The organism is Streptomyces sp. x-19 (assembly GCF_046549115.1).
Lineage (GTDB): Bacteria > Actinomycetota > Actinomycetes > Streptomycetales > Streptomycetaceae > Streptomyces > Streptomyces albulus_C.
This window is the reverse complement of sequence record NZ_JAJPWK010000004.1, coordinates 57,203-74,976: the sequence shown is the minus strand read 5'-3', so window position 1 is coordinate 74,976 and position 17,774 is coordinate 57,203. Positions and strand designations below refer to the sequence as shown.

The window sequence follows — 17,774 nt, the reverse complement described above, 5'->3', positions numbered from 1 at the left end:
CCGACGGCCTCGACGCCCTCAGCGCGCCCCTCGCCGGCTGGCACCGCCGCGGCATCGCCCTCCGTCCTGCGGCGGTGCTCGTCCACTGGACCCGTGTCACGTCCGCGTCGAGATCTCGCCGCAGGCCGGGCTGCGCCACCAGCAGCACGGTCCCGTTCAGCGCGACGAGCATCGCACCGGCCGCGCCGACCAGCAGCGCGACGTGCCGCCGCGGGGGAGTGGTCACGGGCCCGCCGGGCCCAGGTGTGCGTCGAGCACCCGCGCGACGAGTCGGTCGAGTGCGTCGGGCCGGTCGGGCTGTTCCGGCCGGGCGTCGTGCTGCGCGGCGCCGGGCGGTTCGGCTTCGAGCACGAGGGGCAGGCTGCCCCACGCCCACAGTTGTGCGACGCCATGCAGGTTGGACCACAGGGCGGCGGCCGTGACGGTGGGCGGCTCCCCGTCCGCCGCCTGGTCCGGTTCCGCTCGGCATCGGGCGACGAGGGCGACGACCCGTGCGAAGAGCGGCAGGGTCGACTCCCGCAGCCCGGGCGGGGCGGACGCGTGCTGCGTGCTGTCGAGCAGGTCGTGGCGGAACATCAGCTCGAACATGCCGCGCCGCTCCAGTGCGTACCTGACGTAGGCCAGGCCCACGGCCTGCATCTGGGCGCGGGGCGTCGTCGCGGCGGCGAGCGCGGCGGTGAACTCGGCGTCGAGGTCCGCGAAGCCGCGGTGGGCGATCGCGGAGAGCAGCGCGTGGTGCGTCGGGAAGTACCGCCGGGGTGCCCCGTGCGACACGCCTGCCCGGCGGGCGATCTCGCGCAGTCCGAGCGACCCGGAACCCTCGGTCAGGACGAGCTCCACCCCGACGTCGACCAAGCGCTCCCGAAGGGATTTCTCACGGTGCATAGACGCTGTCTACCAGCGCTCGGTAGACAGTGTCTATGCGGTGCGGGCGCGACGTGGCTCGGCCGTCGTCGGACGTGGCATGATCGGGGGATGTCCGATCGCATCATCGCTGCCTGTGACGGGGCCAGCAAAGGCAATCCCGGCCGAGCCGCCTGGGCCTGGGTCACCGCCGACACCGAGGGGAACCCCACGCGCTGGGAGGCCGGTCCCTTGGGCACGGCGACCAACAACGTCGCCGAACTGACCGCCCTGGCCGAGCTGTTGGAAGCCACCGACTCCGCACTGCCGCTGGAGGTCCGCATGGACTCCCAGTACGCGATGAACGCGGTGACCAAATGGATCGCCGGTTGGAAGCGGAACGGCTGGCTGACGGCGTCCAAGAAGCCGGTCGCCAACCGTGAGCTCGTCGTGCGGATCGACGCCCTGCTGGACGGCCGCGCCGTGGAGTTCCGCTACGTGCCGGCGCACCAGGTCGATGGCGACCCGTTGAACGCCATCGCCGACCAGGCGGCCAGCACCGCCGCCGTGACCCAGCAGGCCGCCGGCACCTCCCGGGGGGACCTGACGGTTCCGGAACCTCGGACCGAAGCGCTGCAACGGCCCGGCGGCGGTGCGGGCGCACCGGCCAAGGCCACCCGGCGCACGGGGAAGGGCGCCACCATCAAGGCCAAGTTCCCCGGCCACTGCGGCGCGTGCCGCGGAGCCTACGAGGCCGGCACGAAGGTGGCCAAGGGGCCGCGTGGTTGGGGCCACCCGGACTGCCTCTGACGGCCCGTGGGCGCGTACGGGGCGCGGGTGGTGAACGGCGGGTGCGGGGCGGCGCCGGTCAGTCCCGGCCAATCGGGCAGTTCTCGGGACAACTGCCGTTGAGGCGTCCCGCGCGGTCGCGGACGCAGGCTTCGTACGTCTCGCACCCCGCGGGCCCGTCGGGATCCTCGGCGGCGGCGTCGGCGCAGCGGGGGAACGGCGCCGTCGTGGGGCACTCGCCGTCCGCGGCGCCGGCCGACCCGGCGTCGCCGTGCTCCGAGGCCGGGGTCATCAGGACCTCGATGCCGGCCCGCAGGTACCGCTCCAGGGTGGTGTCCGAGACCGCTGCCAGGGCGGGTGAACGGATCTCCGTGCGCATCAGACTGGTGCCGAGCATCCAGGCCGCCAGGAGTTCCGCGCGCAGGTCCGCGTCGGCGCCGCCCAGACGCGCGGCCAGCCGCTTGGAGAACACGTCCGTGAAGTCGGCGCGCAACCGCCCCACCGCCTCGTCGCGGCCGTTGGACCGCAACACGGACAGCACGGGGTGCGGGAAGTCGCCCTCCGTCGGCGCGCCCATGAGCAGTGCGCAGAACCAGTCGGGGATCGCTTCGACCGGCTCCTGCAGCAGCGGCTCGAACATCTTGCCCGTGCAGGCCACGTCGTTGAACAGTGCTTCCTTCGAGCCGAAGTAGCGGTAGACGAGCGCGGCGTCCACCCCCACGTCGCCCGCGATGTCGCGCACGCTGGTGCCCTCGTAGCCGTACTTGCCGAAGCGGAAGGACGCGGCGGCCCTGAGTGCGGTGCGCGTGGCCGAGGCCGAGCGCCTACGGGCCACCACCTTTGCCGTCCCGCCGTTCTGCACTCCCGTCACGTCACTGCACCTCCGTCGTCCGCGCCCCGTGCGTCATGCGCCCATGTTCCAGTCTGCGGCGACTGTCTCAAAGTCACCGGCCAATGTCATCAATCGTTGACTTCTATTCGGGCCACATGACATACCTGAACCAGTTCAACGATTGATGACTTGAGTGCTTGCCATGCCGGGGGCGGCGACGACGGGTTCGGCCCGTGCCAGGTCCGCCCGCACGGCGCGGCGGCGCGCGTCGACCCGCGCACCGCCACAGCCGCCGCACGCGTGCACCCCCCACGATCGGAAGTGGTGATCTGCTGTGCCTGCTCGACGCGTTGCCGTGATCGGAACCGGATACGTCGGACTGACCACCGGCGCCTGCCTGGCCTCGCTCGGCCACCGGGTGGTGTGCGCGGACGCCGACCCGCACAAGGTCGAGCGGTTGCGCCAGGCCCGGGTCGACATCCTCGAACCCGACCTGCCCGGGACCGTCCGGGAGGCCCTGGACGCGGACCTGTTGGAGTTCACCGGCGACACGGCCGCCGCCGTCGCCGAGGCCGAGGTGGTCTTTCTGTGCCTGCCCACGCCCATGGGCGCGGGCGGCGCGGCCGACCTCGCCGCCGTGGAGGCCGTCGCCGGCCAGATCCGCGACGTGCTGCCGACCGGCTGCGTCGTCGTCAACAAGTCCACGGTGCCGGTCGGCACCGGCGAGCGCGTCGCCGCGCTGCTCGGCCGGGCGGACGTTGCGGTGGTCAGCAACCCCGAGTTCCTGCGCGAGGGCCGCGCCGTCCACGACTTCCTGCACCCCGACCGCATCGTGATCGGCGCCGCCGACCAGGACGCCGCCCGGCGGGTGGCCGACCTGTACGCCGGACTCGACGCCCCCTTGGTGCTCACCGATCCGGCCAGTGCCGAACTGACCAAGTACGCGGCGAACTTCTTCCTCGCGATGAAGCTGTCCTTCGCCAACAACCTCGCCACCGTCTGCGAGCGCTTCGGCGCGGACATCAGCGACGTCACGGAGGGCATCGGGCGCGATCCGCGGATCGGCTCCGCGTTCCTGCGGCCCGGGCCCGGTTGGGGCGGCTCCTGCCTGCCCAAGGACACCCACGCCCTGCTGACCGCGTGCGACCAGGCCGGCGTCGACTTCCCCCTGTTGAGCGCCACCATCGAGACCAACGTCACCCACCAGCGCCAGCTCGTCGAGCGCGTCACCGCCGCGTGCGGCAGCGCCGACGGCTCCCTGCGCGGCGTACGGATCGCCCTGTACGGCCTGACGTTCAAGGCCGGCACCTCCGACCTGCGCGACTCGCCCGCGCTCGCCGTCGCCCGGCTGCTGCGCGAGCGCGGCGCCGAACTCACCGGCTACGACCCGGCGTTGCGCGAGGAGCGGCCCGACCTGAGCGATCTGGTCGACCTCGTCGGCGATCCGGTGCGGGCGGCAGACGGGGCCGCGGTCTGCGTCGTCCTCACCGAGTGGCCGGAACTGCGCGACCTCGACTGGGCCGCGATCGCCGCCCGGATGGCCGGCCACGAGGTCCACGACTTCCGCAACCTGCTCGACGCCGACCGGCTCGCCCGGGCCGGGCTGAGCTGGCAGGGCATCGGACGCACGGCGGCGCCGGCCCGGGTGGCGTGAAACGTGGGGCGGCCGGCGTTCCGCTCGCGCCCGGGCGGGTCCGCTGACCGTTCCCGTCCGCCGGCCGCCCCCTTTCCCCGTCCCCAGCATCGAAGAAATCCCTAGAGAAAGGCTCCCGCCATGCGGGTTCTGTGCACCACGCTCGGCAGCCCCTCCCACGGGCGTGCCCAGCTGCCCCTCCTGCGCGCCCTCGCCGAGGCCGGACATCAGGTGGTGGTGGTCACCACCGAGGCCCTCGCCCCCGTCTTCCGCGACGACGACGTCCAAGTGCAGGCCGTCCTACCGGAGTTCGACCCGACCGCCGGGCTGGCGCCCTACCTCGCCGACCTCCAGGCCACCACCGACGAGGCGGAGCGGATGGCGGAGCTGAGCCGGCTGATGCTGCGCAGCGTGGCCGGTCCCGGCGTCAAACCGCACCTGGACGTCCTGCTGCCCCTCGCCCGTGACTTCCGCCCCGATCTGATCCTGCGGGACGGCATGGACATGGGTGCCGTGCTCACCGCGGAACTGCTGGGCGTCCCGCAGTTGCCGACGCCCTCCGGCTTCAGCAACATCCTGGACCCCGTCCAGGTGCTGCCCCAGCTCAACGAGCGGCGCGCGGAGCTGGACCTGCCCGTGCACGACGACCCGCTGTCCGTCGTCCCGCACGGCCGCGTCGACTACGTACCGTCCGCCTTCTCCTTCGCCCAGCACCTGCCCCAGACGTGGGCCTACCGGCAGACGGTGGACGTCGAACGCCGCGGTGTGCTGCCCGAGTGGGCGGCCCAACTGCCCACGGACCGGCCGCTGGTGTACGCCGCCATCGGCACCGCCCTCCCGGTCCTGCACGCACGCACCGGGGGCCGGTCCGTGCCGCTGCCCATCGAGATGCCGGACGGCAGCGAGAGCCTGCGCACGATAGCGGAGGCGTTGACGGAGTTCGACGACTGCACGGTCGTCGTGTCGACGTCCGGGATGGCGCTGGACACCACGGGGCTGCCCGACCACGTGCGCGTCGTCGAACGGGTCCCGCAGCCGCTGCTGCTGGAGTCCGTCGACCTCTTCCTCACCCACGGCGGCTTCAACAGCATCCGCGAGGCGATGCGCACCGCCACGCCGCTGGCGGTCCTGCCACACTTCGGGGACCAGTACGCCAACGCGGACCGCGTGGAGGAACTCGGCCTGGGCCGCCACCTCACCGACCGCAGCGCGGCCGGCATCGCCGACTCCTGCCGCAAGCTCCTCGCCGACCCCGCACCCCGGGCGCGCGCCCGGTCGGCGCAACTGGCGATGCTGACGCTGCCGGGCGTCGAGCACGCCGTCGGTGACCTGGAAGGGCTCGCCGGTAGCCGGTAGCCGGTAGCCGGTAGCCGGTAGCCGGTAGCCGGTAGTCCCATGGGCCGGGTGACGGGAGGCACGCCCCGTCACCCGGCCCCTTCGAAACCCCAACCGCCCACCCAAGGACCACACGTGACCTTCTCCGACGCCCGACAACAGGGCACGGCCGGGGACGCACCCGCGCGCCTCAGCCACCGGCAGATCACCGCCGTCATGTCCGGGTTGGTGCTCAGCATGTTCCTCGGGGCACTGGACCAGACGGTGGTCTCCTCCGCGCTGCGGACCATCGCCGACGACCTGCACGGACTGACGTCCCAGGCATGGGTGACCACCGCGTACCTCATCACCGCCACCCTCGCGACCCCGCTCTACGGCAAGCTCTCCGACATCCACGGCCGTCGGCCCGTGTACCTCGCCGCGATCGCGCTGTTCACGGCCGGCTCACTGCTGTGCGGCACGGCCGGATCGATCTACCAACTCGCCGCGTTCCGCGCGGTCCAGGGCATCGGCGGCGGGGGCTTGATATCCCTGGCGATGACGATAGTCGCCGACATCACCACCCCGCGCGAACGGGGCCGCTACCAGGGCTACTTCATGGCCGTCTTCGGCGGCGCCAGCATCGTCGGCCCGCTGGTGGGCGGCGCCTTCGCGGACCGGGCCACGCTGCTGGGCATCGCCGGCTGGCGCTGGATCTTCCTGATCAACGTGCCACTCGCCGTCGCGGCCGCCGTCGCGATCGTCCGCGTGCTGCGCTTCCCCCACCGACCCGTGCGGCACCGGCTCGACTACCCCGGCGCGCTCGCCCTCGCCGTCGGCCTGGTGCCGCTGCTGACCGTCGCCGAGCAGGGACGCACCTGGGGGTGGGACGCGCCCCCGGCGCTGCTGGCCTACGTGATAGGCGGATTGGGCCTCGCCGCGTTCGTCGTGGTGGAGCGACGGATGGGGGATGCCGCGCTGATACCGCTGCGCCTGTTCCGCATCCGCACCTTCCGGCTCGGCGTCGGGCTGCACTTCGTCGTCGGCATCGGCATGTTCGGCGCGATGACGACGCTGCCGCTCTACCTCCAGCTCGTCCGTGGCATGACGCCCATGGCGGCCGGTCTGGCCACCCTCCCCACGGTCGCCGCCAACCTCGCGATCACGCTGCTGGTGGGGCGGCTGATCGCCCGCACCGGCCGGTTCAAGGTCCATCTCGTCGCGGGTGCCGGCTCGTTGACTGCCGCGATGCTCGTCTTCGCCACCCTGCGGGAGGACAGTCCGCTGTGGCACGCGATGGTCGGCATGGCCCTGATGGGCGCGGGGCTCGGCGCGTCGATGCAGACGCTCACCACGCTGGCGCAGTGCGAGATACCCCGCACCGACATGGGCGCGGCCACGGCGTCGGTGAACTTCTTCCGCTCCAACGGCGGCACGATCGGCACCGCGGCCTTCCTGTCGATCCTGTTCAGCACGGCGGCCGGCCACATCGCCGACCGGCTCGCCGCGGCCCGGCACGACCCCGCCTACGGCCGACTGCTCGCCCGGCCCGACAACGCGCACGCCCTGGCGGGGGTCCTGCGCCCGGGCGGCGGCGTCGAACTCCAGGACTCCGCCTTCCTGCGCGCCCTCGACCCCGGTGCGGCGCTGCCCTTCCTCCAGGGGTACGTGTCCTCGATGCGCCTGGTCTTCCTCACCGGCGCCGCGGTGACGCTGGTCGCCTTCCTGATCGCGGCCTGGCGGGTCCCGAAACTCACGCTCTCCGACGAGTAGCGACGGCCGGCCGACCGCGGGGGCGGCGTGCCCGTCGCGTCGGGCTACAAGTTGACGCCACCCGTGACGTCGAGCTTGGTGCCGGTGACCCAGCGCGCGTCGTCGGAGGCCAGGAAGGCGACCGCGTCGGCGATGTCCCGGACCTGGCCGATCCGGCCGAGGGCGGTCAGGCCGATGTTGCGCTCCTGGTTGGCCGGGTCGGCCAGCACCTCGGCGGTCATGTCGGTGTGCGTGAAGCCGACGGAGACGGCGTTGACGGTGATCCTGCGCGGTCCGAGGTACTTCGCCAGGGTCTGGCTGAAGACTTCCAACGCCCCTTTGGTGAGCGGGTAGCCGATGCCGTGGGCCGAGGCGATGCGGGTGGAGACGGACGAGATGTTGATGATCCGGCCGCCGTCGCGGAGGCGGGGCAGCAGCCGCTGGGTGAGGAAGAACGGCGCCTTGACGTTGACCGCGACCATCTGGTCGAACTCCTCGGGGGTGAGGACCTCGATCGGCCGCCCCATGAAGTTGATCCCCGCGTTGTGCACCAGGATGTCGATCGCCGCTTCCCCGTGCGCGTGCAGTCCGGCCTCCAGCCCGGCCACGAGCGTGTCCACGTCGCCGGGGACGCCCAGTTCGGCCCCCACGACGAACGCCCGGCCCCCGGCCTCGGCGATGGCCGCCGCGGTCTCCGTGGCCGCCGTCTCGTTGCGGCCGTAGTGCACGGCGACCAGCGCGCCGTCCCTGGCCAGGCGCTCGGCGATGCCCCGCCCGATGCCCCGACTGCTGCCGGTGACCAAGGCGACCTTTCCGCTGAGGTTTCCCATCGTGTGCTCCTCGATCGTGTTCCGTAGAGCCTTCCCTCAAAGTCAAGTGAAGTTAGCCTAGCCTAAGTTCGGGTTCGTGGTCCGGTCGCGAGCGAGCGGGCGGGCGGGAACTCGGCGGGGCGATGCGGGTGGGGCCCTGGAGAGGACGGCCCGCCATCTGGTTCGATCGGCTCGATGCCCACCGGATCGCACTGTGAGGAGGTGCTGCACACGTGGTGTCCACGGAAAACGTGCTCGTGTTCGCGGCCATGTCGCTGCTGGTGATCGTGATTCCGGGGCCGAGCGTGCTGTTCGTGGTCGGTCGGGCCCTCGCGCACGGCCGCCGCACGGCGCTCGCGACGGTCCTCGGCAACCTGATCGGCTCCTACGCCCTCGTATGCGCCGTGGCCTGGGGGCTCGGTGCGCTGGTGGAACGTTCGGCGGCGGTGTTCACGGCCGTGAAGCTGGCCGGCGCGGCCTACCTCATCTACCTGGGCGTGCACACGTTCCGGCACCGCGGCGACCTGCGCGCGGCCAACCCGGACGCCCCGGTGGGGGAGCGGCGCGGCGATCTCCGGACGGTCCTGGACGGCATCCTCGTGGGCGCCACCAACCCGAAGGGCATGGTGTTCTTCGCCGCGGTGCTGCCGCAGTTCGTGAACCACGCGGCCGGCCACCTCCCCGTCCAGATGATGGCGTTGGGCCTGGTCCCGGTCGTCATCGGCCTGATCACGGACACCCTGTGGGGCTTGGGCGCCGCGGCGGCCCGCTCCTGGCTCACCCGCTCGGAGCGCCGCCTGTCCGGGGTCGGCGGGGCGGGCGGCCTCGCGTTGATCGGCCTGGGCGTGACGGTGGCGGCCACGGGGCGCGCGGACTGACACGCACCCGCACCGCTCGCGGTCGGCCCACGGTACTCCGCGGCCAGTCGCCGTTGCCAACCGTGCGGCCCAGGAGGCGCGTTCGTCATCGGCGCCCGCGACGACGGGCGTCGGGCCCCGGATGTGGTGCCGCCGTTGTCCGGGTGACCGCGAGCAGCGCCATGTCGTCGGTGATGCGGCCGCCGGTGTGCCGGTTGACCCGTGCGAGCAGGTCGTCGAGCAGCGCCTCGGGCCCGGGGAAGTCCGTCCCGGACAGCCCGGTCGCGGGGTCGTAGAAGTCTCCCGTGCGGTTGCGGGCCTCGTTCAGGCCGTCGGTGAACAGCAGCAGGGTGGCTCCCGCGGGGAAGGGCACCGTGTCGGCCCGCTCCTGGACGGTGCCCAGCTCCGCCAGGCCCAGCGGCGGGGCGGGCTCGGGCGGCTCGGCGCTCCGCACCTCGCCGGCGTGCAGCAGCAGCGGCGCCGGGTGGCCGCGGTTGACCAGCCGCAGTTCACCGTCGCGGTACGGGATCTCGACGAGGATTCCGGTCACGAACCCCTCGATGCGCTCGGGGCCGGTGCGCCGCCCCCGTTCCCGCAGCAACGCCCGCTCCACCCGCGTCGCCACCCCGACGAGCGTGGCCTCCTCCTCGGCGGCCTCCCGGAACGCCCCCATGGCGACGGCCACCACCTTGACGGCCTCCAGGCCCTTGCCCCGCACGTCGCCGACCAGACAGCGCACGCCGTACGGGGTGTCCTGCGCGCTGTACAGGTCGCCGCCGATCTGGGCGTCCTTCACCGCCGCCTGGTAGCGCACCGCGATCCGCAACGGCCCGATCGCGGACGGCGGCTGCGGCAGCACGGCGCGCTGCGCGGCGAGGGCGATCCGGCGCGCGGACTGGAGCCGCACGTGGCTGTAGTACATGAGGCGGTTGACGACCACGGCGAGGGCCGAGACCGTCACCACGGCCGCCAGCTCGCTCCACCCACCGGAGTCCGTGATGAGTCCGAAGTGCGTGAGCAGCGCGATGTCGGTGGCGCAGGCTCCGATGCCGGCGAGGACGGTCGCGCGGAGCGACAGCAGGGCGGCGGCCGTCATCGGGGCTGCCGTGTAGAAGGCTTCCGCGCTGATGTGCGGAGACGTGGCGTAGTCGAAGAGGGCGCCGACCACGAGCAGGACGACGGGCAGCAACTGGAGGTGGCGCAGGCACCAGCGCCCGAGGGCCGGGCGCCCCGCGCGCGAGCCCCTCACGCCCCGGCTCCCGCTCCGTCGCGCTGTCGCACACCACAAGCATCCCCGCGCCCGAGGGGGCCTGCCAGTCGTGGCCGGGCCGGCGGTCGACGCGTGCACGGGACGGCGGACGAAGCCGGCACGCGGCCGCCCGCCGCGTTGCGCGTACGGTCCGTAGCCGACCGGTGACCGGGGTGCGGCCCGAGGAAGCCGTGGAACCGACCCACCGCGCCACCGTGCGGGACCTCGGGACGGGATCAGGCACAGTCGGGGCACACGCCCCGGTACGTCATCTCGACGCCGGAGACGGCGAAGCCGAACCGCTCGGAAGCGGGCAGGTCGGCCAGCGGGTCGCCGGCGGGGTGGACGTCGCGGATCGCGCCGCAGCGCGAGCAGACCAAGTGGTGGTGCGGACGGTGGGCGTTCGGGTCGTAGCGCTTGGCGCGGCCGTCGGTGGTCACCTCGGTCACCTCACCGAGCGACACGAGTTCGCCGAGGGTGTTGTAGACGGTCGCGCGGGAGATCTCCGGCAGCCGGGTGGTGGCGCGCGCGAGCACCTCGTCCGCAGTGAGGTGGATGTGTTCGCCGTCGAGCACCTCGGCGACGACCCGGCGCTGGGCGGTCATCCGCCAGCCGCGTCCGCGAAGCCGTTCCAGCAGGTCGCTCATGGTCACCGGCCTCACAATGCAGTGTCTGGCTCATGAACTCGTATGGATCTGGTTGCTGTATTGACTTGGACCTGGTCCATCGTAGGATCTGTTCCTGCGATAGCCAAGGGACGAGACAATCGCAGGGAAAAGCACGTGACGGTTCACCAGACGGCTCCGCTCACCACCGAATCCCGTCGTGTCGGTCGCGGACAGCCACCGCAGCCCGTGGGCGGGCGTCAGCCCGAGTGCGTCGTCCACGCGTGCGGCGCCGGAGCCTGGACGGTGACCACGTCGGCGTCGCGGCGCTCACCCCCGGGGCGTGCGGTCGGGTGGGCCGCGTCTCCCCGCACACCGTGACCGGGCCCGCCCCGCTCCGTTCACCATGGCGGGAGCCCCACGCAGCATCCAGCCGGCCGGCGGTGGCGACCGCACGGCCGGTGGGGCCCCGGGCCCGATCGTGTCCGCCCACAACAGCTTCCCGGTCACCGAGGCCGAGGTCGTCCAACTGGGGCATGCGCCCCGAGTGTTCCACTGCTGGCGGTTGCTGAGCACGGTGATCCGCCTCATCCGGAAGGATTCCCATGTCTGAGATCCACGACGCACAGGCCGTAGACGGCGAAGGCGGCTGTCCGGTCGCGCACGGGCGCGCCGCCCACCCGACCCAGGGCGGTGGAAACCGTCAGTGGTGGCCGGAGCGGCTCAACCTGAAGATCCTCGCCAAGAACCCCGCGGTGGCGAACCCGATGGGTGAGGAGTTCGACTACGCCGAGGCGTTCGAGAGCCTGGACCTGCCGGCCGTGAAGCGGGACATCGCCGAGGTGCTGACCACCTCGCAGGACTGGTGGCCCGCCGACTTCGGCAACTACGGCCCGCTCATGATCCGGATGGCCTGGCACAGCGCCGGCACGTACCGGATCAGCGACGGCCGCGGTGGCGCCGGTGCCGGCCAGCAGCGGTTCGCGCCGCTCAACAGCTGGCCGGACAACGCCAGCCTCGACAAGGCCCGCCGTCTGCTGTGGCCGGTCAAGAAGAAGTACGGCAAGAGCATCTCGTGGGCCGACCTGCTGGTCCTCACCGGCAACGTCGCGCTGGAGACGATGGGCTTCACGACCTTCGGCTTCGCCGGCGGGCGCGAGGACGTCTGGGAGGCCGAGGAGGACGTCTACTGGGGCCCCGAGACCACCTGGCTCGGTGACGAGCGCTACACCGGCGACCGGGAGCTGGAGAACCCGCTCGGCGCGGTCCAGATGGGCCTCATCTACGTGAACCCCGAGGGCCCCAACGGCAACCCGGACCCGCTCGCCGCGGCCCGCGACATCCGTGAGACGTTCCGCCGGATGGCGATGAACGACGAGGAGACCGTCGCCCTGATCGCCGGTGGCCACACCTTCGGCAAGACCCACGGCGCCGGCCCGGCGGACAACGTCGGCGCCGACCCCGAGGGCGCCCCGATGGAGCAGATGGGCCTCGGCTGGAAGAGCTCGTACGGCACCGGCGCGGGCCCCGACGCGATCACCAGCGGTCTGGAGGTCACCTGGACCACCACCCCGACCCAGTGGGGCAACGGGTTCTTCACGAACCTCTTCGAGTACGAGTACGAGCTCACCCAGAGCCCGGCCGGCGCCAACCAGTGGGTGGCGAAGGACGCCGAGGCGGTCATCCCGGACGCGCACGACCCGTCGAAGAAGCACCTGCCGACGATGCTGACCACCGACCTGTCGCTGCGCTTCGACCCGATCTACGAGCCGATCTCGCGCCGCTTCTACGAGAACCCGCAGGAGTTCGCGGACGCCTTCGCCCGCGCCTGGTACAAGCTGACCCACCGCGACATGGGCCCGGTCGTGCGCTACCTCGGGCCGGAGGTCCCCTCCGAGGTGCTGCTGTGGCAGGACCCGCTCCCGGAGCGCACCGGTGAGCCGCTCGACGCGGCGGACGTCGCCGCCCTCAAGGAGCAGGTCCTCGGCTCCGGCCTCACGGTCGCCCAGTTGGTCTCGACCGCCTGGGCCTCCGCCTCCACCTTCCGCGGCGGCGACAAGCGCGGCGGTGCCAACGGCGCCCGCGTCCGGCTGGAGCCGCAGCGCAACTGGGAGGTCAACGACCCCGACGAGCTGGCACAGGTGCTGCGCACGCTTGAGGGCATCCAGGGATCCTTCAACTCCGCTGGCGGCAGGCAGGTTTCGCTGGCCGACCTGATCGTGCTGGCGGGCGGTGCGGCCGTCGAGAAGGCGGCCAAGGACGCCGGCTTCGACGTCGAGGTGCCCTTCGCGCCGGGCCGGGTGGACGCCGCCCAGGACCAGACGGACGTCGAGTCGTTCGACGCGCTGGAGCCGGCCGCCGACGGCTTCCGCAACTACGTCGGCAAGGGCAACCGCCTGCCGGCCGAGTACCTGCTGCTCGACCGGGCGAACCTGCTGATGCTGAGCGCCCCGGAGATGACCGCCCTCGTCGGCGGCCTGCGGGTCCTGGGCGCCAACCACGGCCAGTCGAAGCACGGCGTCCTCACCGACCGTCCGGGCACCCTGACGAACGACTTCTTCGTCAACCTGCTGGACCTGGACACCACGTGGACGTCGACGTCCTCGGCGCAGGACGCGTTCGAGGGCCGCGACGCCAGCGGCGCGGTCAAGTGGACCGGCACCCGTGCCGACCTGGTCTTCGGCTCGAACTCCGAACTGCGGGCCGTCGCCGAGGTCTACGCGAGCGACGACGCGCAGGAGAAGTTCGTGACCGACTTCGTCGCGGCGTGGGCCAAGGTCATGGACCTCGACCGGTTCGACCTCGCCTGATCTCCGACCGTCCGGTGACGTCCGGGTCGACCCGTCGGGGTCGGCCCGGACGTCCTCGTTCTGGCGTGCTCCGGTCGAGCCCCGCGTACCGGCTCGCCAGGAACGCGTCGAACGTCCGCGGTGCGTGCCCGGTCAGGTCCTGCACCGTCGACGTCACCTCGGACATCGCGTCGGCCGCCAGGTCGGGGTGGGCGTCCAAGCGGATGGCTGCCGTCGTTGCGGGGCTGTCGGGTCGGCAGCGCGGTGGCACAGGTGGCGACGGCGTAGGCGCCGACGACGCCACCCGTCCCGTGCCGCTCCGGAGTTCGCGGGAACTGGTGGTGGGTGATTGCCGGTTCGCATTCGCGTGGCCGCGTGGCCGCGCAGCACTGCAAGCATTCCGCGAGGCATTAGCCAAAGGTGGGGGAGGGGTGCGGAGAAGGGATGTGTCGTGCAGCGGAGGCGTGAAAGGCCGACGGGCGTCGGCGCAGCGGTTCAGTGCCTTCGTCGGGCGTGGTAGACGAGGCGGTGGGGGGAGCTGTCCCGGCCGTATCCGCGGTCGATTCCCAGGAGTTCGAAACCCGTGCGGGCGAGAACTTCGGCGAGGTCGAGGGCGCGGTGATAGACCCAGCGTTCCGTCACCTCGGTGAGGACCCGACCGGCCCGGCGGAATTGCTTCTCGATCGCCACGTGGTCGGCGTGCAGGCGGCTACGCTCCCATTCTTCCACCGGCCCGCCGGCCTCCGGGCAGGTCTCGGCGAGACTCAGCTGCCAGTCGGTTTCGGTACGGGAGTCAAAACTCTCGCTGACGTCGATGTGGACCGAACCGCCCGGCGCGAGGACGCGGGCGGTTTCCGTCAGGGCCCGTTCCCGGTCCTCGGGCGTCAAGAGTAACTGGAGCGTCGAATAGGGGATGACGGCGGCGGAGTGCGGTCCTTGGAGCGGGAGTCTGCGCATGTCCCCGCAGACCGGGTGCAGGCCCGGAGTGCGGGGAATGCGCGCGAGTCGTTCCCGGCTGAGGTCCACGGCGGTCACCCGGCGCTTCGCGCTCCGGGCCAGGGCGCCCGCCACGCGGCCGGTGCCGGCTCCGAGGACCAGCACGGAGTCGTGTGGCTCGGTCAGGCGGGTCCAGTAGGCCGTGTCGTCGCGTTGCCGGCGCAGTCGGTGGGCGTTGTGCCAGTCGTAGAGCAGGGCCTCCCACTGGGCGGGTGTCACGGTGCCGGGCTCCTCGTGGTGTGGGGCGGTCGGTGGGGGCGCCGTCCGGACGGGCGGACCGGTGCGCGGTCGAGAGCTCCCGCGACATCGGGTCGGGCGCGCGCCCGGTGGGTCGTCGTCGTCCGGTCCCGCGCCGGCCTGCTGCGGTGCCGGCGGCATGGGACGGGGGCCGGGAAAAGTCGGCGTCATGCTACCCACCGGCCTTTGCGCTACCCGCCGCCTTTTACGGCTCCGGCGTACGCCGAGGGAAATCAGCCAGTGCCGGGACGCCTTTTTGTTGGTCGCCGAGGTCGGTTTCCAAGCCCTTGGTGGGGCGCATCAAGGGGTGCCGTACGAACCTCCGAAATTTTTCCTCCGGTTGGGGAAGGCGCGATATCTCCGCCCTTCTCGTGAGCGTATGAATATCTCGTCATGGGTTTCCCTCGGGGGCATGCTGACCTGATTCGATCGTCCCGGCGCGCCGGAGGGGCGCCGTTGAGGCGGCCGCGACCGGCCGTGAATCCAGCTTCTCGACGAAGTGTCACGGCGGCTTTACGCGGGTGTCGTCCGGAGTTCTTCGGGCCGGTAATTCAAGGCGGAGGGCGCGCAGGGCGGCAACCCGCGGCGGTGGCACGGCATTGTTTCCGATGGTGTGATGAGTGGGGGTCCGGATGCCGGCGTTTCAGCCAAAACCCTTGGTGCGCACTGGACTTGGTTGACCGATTCCGAGAAATCATGCTTGGGTTTTCGGGAATCGCTGCATGCGTGTTTCTCCGTGCCGTGACCGAAGGGGTGTTGACGTCCTGGACGGCCTGCTGTCGTTAAGCGTCCCGCCGTGCAGTGCTGCGCATCGAAAAGAAATCGGAATTCGGGAGGTGGGTTGAGTGGGACACACGTCGGTGCGCACCCGTTCCCGATCCGAGATCTGGCAAGGGTTCGAACCCACCGAACGGCGCGAGGTGGGCACGGTCATCGTGTCGACGTTGCAGAGCCAGAGCACCTCCGCCCTGCTGCTCCTCCTGCTCTCCCTGCTCGCGCTGCGGGTGACGGGTTCGCCGGCGAGCGCGCCCCTGGTCGTGGCGGTCGGCGCGCTGCCCGCGCTGCTGCTCGTCCGGGCCGTCCGGTTCGTCAACCAACTCGTCGACCACCGCTGGGTGATGCTGCTGTCCGACGCCGGCGCCTTCGTGGTCGCCGTGACGCTCTGGCAGCTGGTGCGCGCCGGCGGCGTGCACGCCTGGCAGATCTACGTCGGCATGTTCCTCTTCGCCGCCTTCGGGGCCTTCTACCTGCCCGCGATGCGCGGCTGGGTCGCCGGCCAGACGACCGGCCTGGAGCAGCTGACCTGGCTCAACGCGATGCTGGCCGTCGCCACCCAGGCGGCCGTGGTGGTCGGTTGGGCCCTCGGCGGAGTGCTGGCGTCGTCGATCGGCATCGAGGGGTCGCTGGGGCTGTGCGCCCTGTCGTACGCGGTCGGCCTGGTGTTGCAGTTCGTGGTGTTCGTGGTGATCAACGGGGCGTCGTTCCGCAAGCCCGCGGGCGCGCCGGGGACGGTCGCGTCCGGGACGGCGGAGCCGCCCGCCGCCGCGGACCGGGCCTCCGCCACCACCGGCGTGTGGCGGGACGTGTTCTCACCGCGGCGCCTGGGGCTGTTCACCGCCGCACTGCTGCTGATGGAACTCACCCACACCCTCGGCTTCAGCATGTTCGTCCCGCTGTTGACCGGCGGTGCCGCCGACCGTTCCTGGATCGCCGGCACGGCGAACGCCTGCTTCGCCCTCGCGGCGATGATCAGCGGGGTGCTGGTCTCCGGCGGCGCGCTGGGCCAGTGGACCAGGGCCCGGGCACCGCAGGTCGTCCTCGTCGGCTTCTGCGTCCAGATCGTGTTCGGTCTGAGCGTCGCGCACCCGGTGTGGGCGATCGGGCTCTACGCCGTGGTGGGCCTGCTCAGCGGGGGCGACGCGGCGCTGCAGAGCGAAGTCCAGGACCGCTGGCGCCCGGCCGGCTCGGCCCAGGCGTTCGCCGTCTTCGGCGCGGTGCAGGGGCCCGCGCAACTGGTCGGGTCCCTCGCCGTCGCCGCACTGTTGACCTGCCTGTCCGTGGGGACGGTCTACCTCGGCACCGTGGTGGTGCTGGGCCTGGGCTCGGGGCTGGTGCTGATGCTGGCCCGATCCCGGGCCGAGGCACCGCCGCCCCGCGTCGAGGCCCCCGTTTGACGCCCCGGTGCCTCCCGTTCCCCCCGGACCGGCCTGCCGAAACCCGATGGAATTCACGAAAGGAACCACGACGTGGCCAACCTTGCCTTGTACGGTCTCGGCGAAATGGGCGCGGACATCGCGCGGTGCCTGGTGTCCCGCGGTGTCGCACTGCACGCGTACGACCCGGTGTCCGACGTGACGTTGGCGGCGGGGAACTTCCACCGCTGCTCGACGGCGGCGGAGGCGGCCCGTGCGGCCGCGGTCCACCTCGTCGTCGTGAAGCGGCCGGACGACGTGCGCGCCCTGCTCTTCGGTGCCGACGGGCTGTGCGCCGCGGCGCCCGCCGGCTCCCACGTGGTGCTGCACACCACCCTCACCCCGCAGACCGTCCGCGAACTGGCCGAGGAGGTGCGGCGGCAGGGGCACGTCCTGCTGGACGCCGCCCTCAGCCGGCGCAACGGTCTGATCCGCGAGGGTTCGCTGTCCCTGTTCGTGGGCGGGACGGCCGAGGAGGTCGCCGCCGTGGGGCCCGTCCTGGACCGCTACGCCGACAACGTGGTGCACGCCGGGCCCACCGGCGCCGGGATGACCGTCAAGCTCTGCAACAACTGGCTGCTCTACAGCAACCGGCACGCCGCGCTCCAGGCGCTCGGCACCGGACGGGCGCTCGGCGTCGACCCCGACGTCCTGCGCGGCGCGCTGGCCTCGTCGACCGGTTCCAGTTGGGCCCTCGCGCACTACTCGGACCTCGACGAGGCGATCGTCACCGGCCGGGGCGCCCCGGCCGTGGTGCGCGACCGGACCACGTCCGAACTGCACATGGCCCGGGACATGGCCGCCGCCAACGGCCAGGTGCCCACCAGCCTCCAGGAGACCTTCGCGCTGCTCGACGCGATGTGAGCCCCCGTCCCGC

General features: G+C 72.1%; 14 protein-coding genes and 1 pseudogene. 8 read left to right on the top strand and 7 right to left on the bottom strand.

The genetic code is table 11. The annotated features are described in order from the left end of the window. Positions 1–70: 70 nt before the first annotated feature. A pseudogene (locus ACLJT4_RS12850) lies at positions 71–226 on the bottom strand (MFS transporter); the annotation flags it as partial. Beyond that, positions 223–885 carry a TetR/AcrR family transcriptional regulator gene (locus ACLJT4_RS12845; RefSeq protein WP_411122430.1) on the bottom strand — a complete coding sequence of 221 codons (663 nt, stop codon included), beginning with the start codon at positions 883–885 and terminating at the stop codon, positions 223–225. The pseudogene ACLJT4_RS12850 and the gene ACLJT4_RS12845, both read right to left, overlap by 4 nt. 90 nt (positions 886–975) lie before the next feature. Between ACLJT4_RS12845 and ACLJT4_RS12840 the strand changes: the two genes are divergently transcribed. After that, a complete protein-coding gene (locus tag ACLJT4_RS12840; RefSeq protein ID WP_411122429.1) occupies positions 976–1,653 on the top strand; it encodes a ribonuclease H in 678 nt (225 codons plus the stop codon). 58 nt (positions 1,654–1,711) lie between these two features. Here ACLJT4_RS12840 and ACLJT4_RS12835 read toward each other — a convergent pair whose 3' ends face one another. Beyond that, positions 1,712–2,503, bottom strand: a complete 792-nt coding sequence (locus tag ACLJT4_RS12835; protein WP_411122428.1) for a TetR family transcriptional regulator — start codon at positions 2,501–2,503, stop codon at positions 1,712–1,714. A gap of 316 nt (positions 2,504–2,819) precedes the next feature. Between ACLJT4_RS12835 and ACLJT4_RS12830 the strand changes: the two genes are divergently transcribed. From ACLJT4_RS12830 to ACLJT4_RS12820, 3 genes are all read left to right on the top strand, one after another. Then, positions 2,820–4,118 carry a UDP-glucose dehydrogenase family protein gene (locus ACLJT4_RS12830; protein WP_411122427.1) on the top strand — a complete coding sequence of 433 codons (1,299 nt, stop codon included), beginning with the start codon at positions 2,820–2,822 and terminating at the stop codon, positions 4,116–4,118. Positions 4,119–4,238: 120 nt separating this feature from the next. After that, a complete protein-coding gene (locus tag ACLJT4_RS12825) occupies positions 4,239–5,453 on the top strand; it encodes a glycosyltransferase (protein ID WP_411122426.1) in 1,215 nt (404 codons plus the stop codon). Positions 5,454–5,567: 114 nt separating this feature from the next. Further along, positions 5,568–7,184 carry an MDR family MFS transporter gene (locus ACLJT4_RS12820; RefSeq protein WP_411122425.1) on the top strand — a complete coding sequence of 539 codons (1,617 nt, stop codon included), beginning with the start codon at positions 5,568–5,570 and terminating at the stop codon, positions 7,182–7,184. A gap of 44 nt (positions 7,185–7,228) precedes the next feature. On the opposite strand, the gene ACLJT4_RS12815 is transcribed toward ACLJT4_RS12820, so the two are convergent. Then, a complete protein-coding gene (locus ACLJT4_RS12815; protein ID WP_411122424.1) occupies positions 7,229–7,993 on the bottom strand; it encodes an SDR family NAD(P)-dependent oxidoreductase in 765 nt (254 codons plus the stop codon). A 212-nt stretch (positions 7,994–8,205) separates the two neighbouring features. Between ACLJT4_RS12815 and ACLJT4_RS12810 the strand changes: the two genes are divergently transcribed. After that, entirely contained in the window at positions 8,206–8,850 is a 645-nt protein-coding gene (locus ACLJT4_RS12810; RefSeq protein WP_331248722.1) for a LysE family translocator, read from the top strand. 85 nt (positions 8,851–8,935) lie between these two features. Here ACLJT4_RS12810 and ACLJT4_RS12805 read toward each other — a convergent pair whose 3' ends face one another. Then, positions 8,936–10,078: a PP2C family protein-serine/threonine phosphatase gene (locus ACLJT4_RS12805; RefSeq protein ID WP_411122423.1), complete on the bottom strand. Its 1,143-nt coding sequence runs from the start codon at positions 10,076–10,078 to the stop codon at positions 8,936–8,938. 236 nt (positions 10,079–10,314) lie between these two features. Then, positions 10,315–10,725, bottom strand: coding sequence for a Fur family transcriptional regulator (locus tag ACLJT4_RS12800; protein ID WP_411122802.1), 411 nt, complete (start codon positions 10,723–10,725; stop codon positions 10,315–10,317). 563 nt (positions 10,726–11,288) lie between these two features. On the opposite strand from ACLJT4_RS12800, the gene katG reads away from it, so the two are divergent. Continuing rightward, positions 11,289–13,493: a catalase/peroxidase HPI gene (gene katG / locus ACLJT4_RS12795; RefSeq protein ID WP_411122422.1), complete on the top strand. Its 2,205-nt coding sequence runs from the start codon at positions 11,289–11,291 to the stop codon at positions 13,491–13,493. Positions 13,494–13,967: 474 nt separating this feature from the next. Here the strand turns inward: katG and ACLJT4_RS12790 are convergent, their stop codons facing one another. Then, positions 13,968–14,687, bottom strand: coding sequence for a class I SAM-dependent methyltransferase (locus tag ACLJT4_RS12790; protein WP_411122421.1), 720 nt, complete (start codon positions 14,685–14,687; stop codon positions 13,968–13,970). An 863-nt stretch (positions 14,688–15,550) separates the two neighbouring features. On the opposite strand from ACLJT4_RS12790, the gene ACLJT4_RS12785 reads away from it, so the two are divergent. Both ACLJT4_RS12785 and ACLJT4_RS12780 read left to right on the top strand, forming a co-directional pair. After that, positions 15,551–16,879 (top strand): MFS transporter, encoded by a 1,329-nt coding sequence (locus tag ACLJT4_RS12785; protein WP_411122420.1) that lies wholly within the window; start codon positions 15,551–15,553, stop codon positions 16,877–16,879. Positions 16,880–16,951: 72 nt separating this feature from the next. Beyond that, a complete protein-coding gene (locus ACLJT4_RS12780; protein ID WP_411122419.1) occupies positions 16,952–17,761 on the top strand; it encodes an NAD(P)-dependent oxidoreductase in 810 nt (269 codons plus the stop codon). Positions 17,762–17,774: the final 13 nt, after the last annotated feature.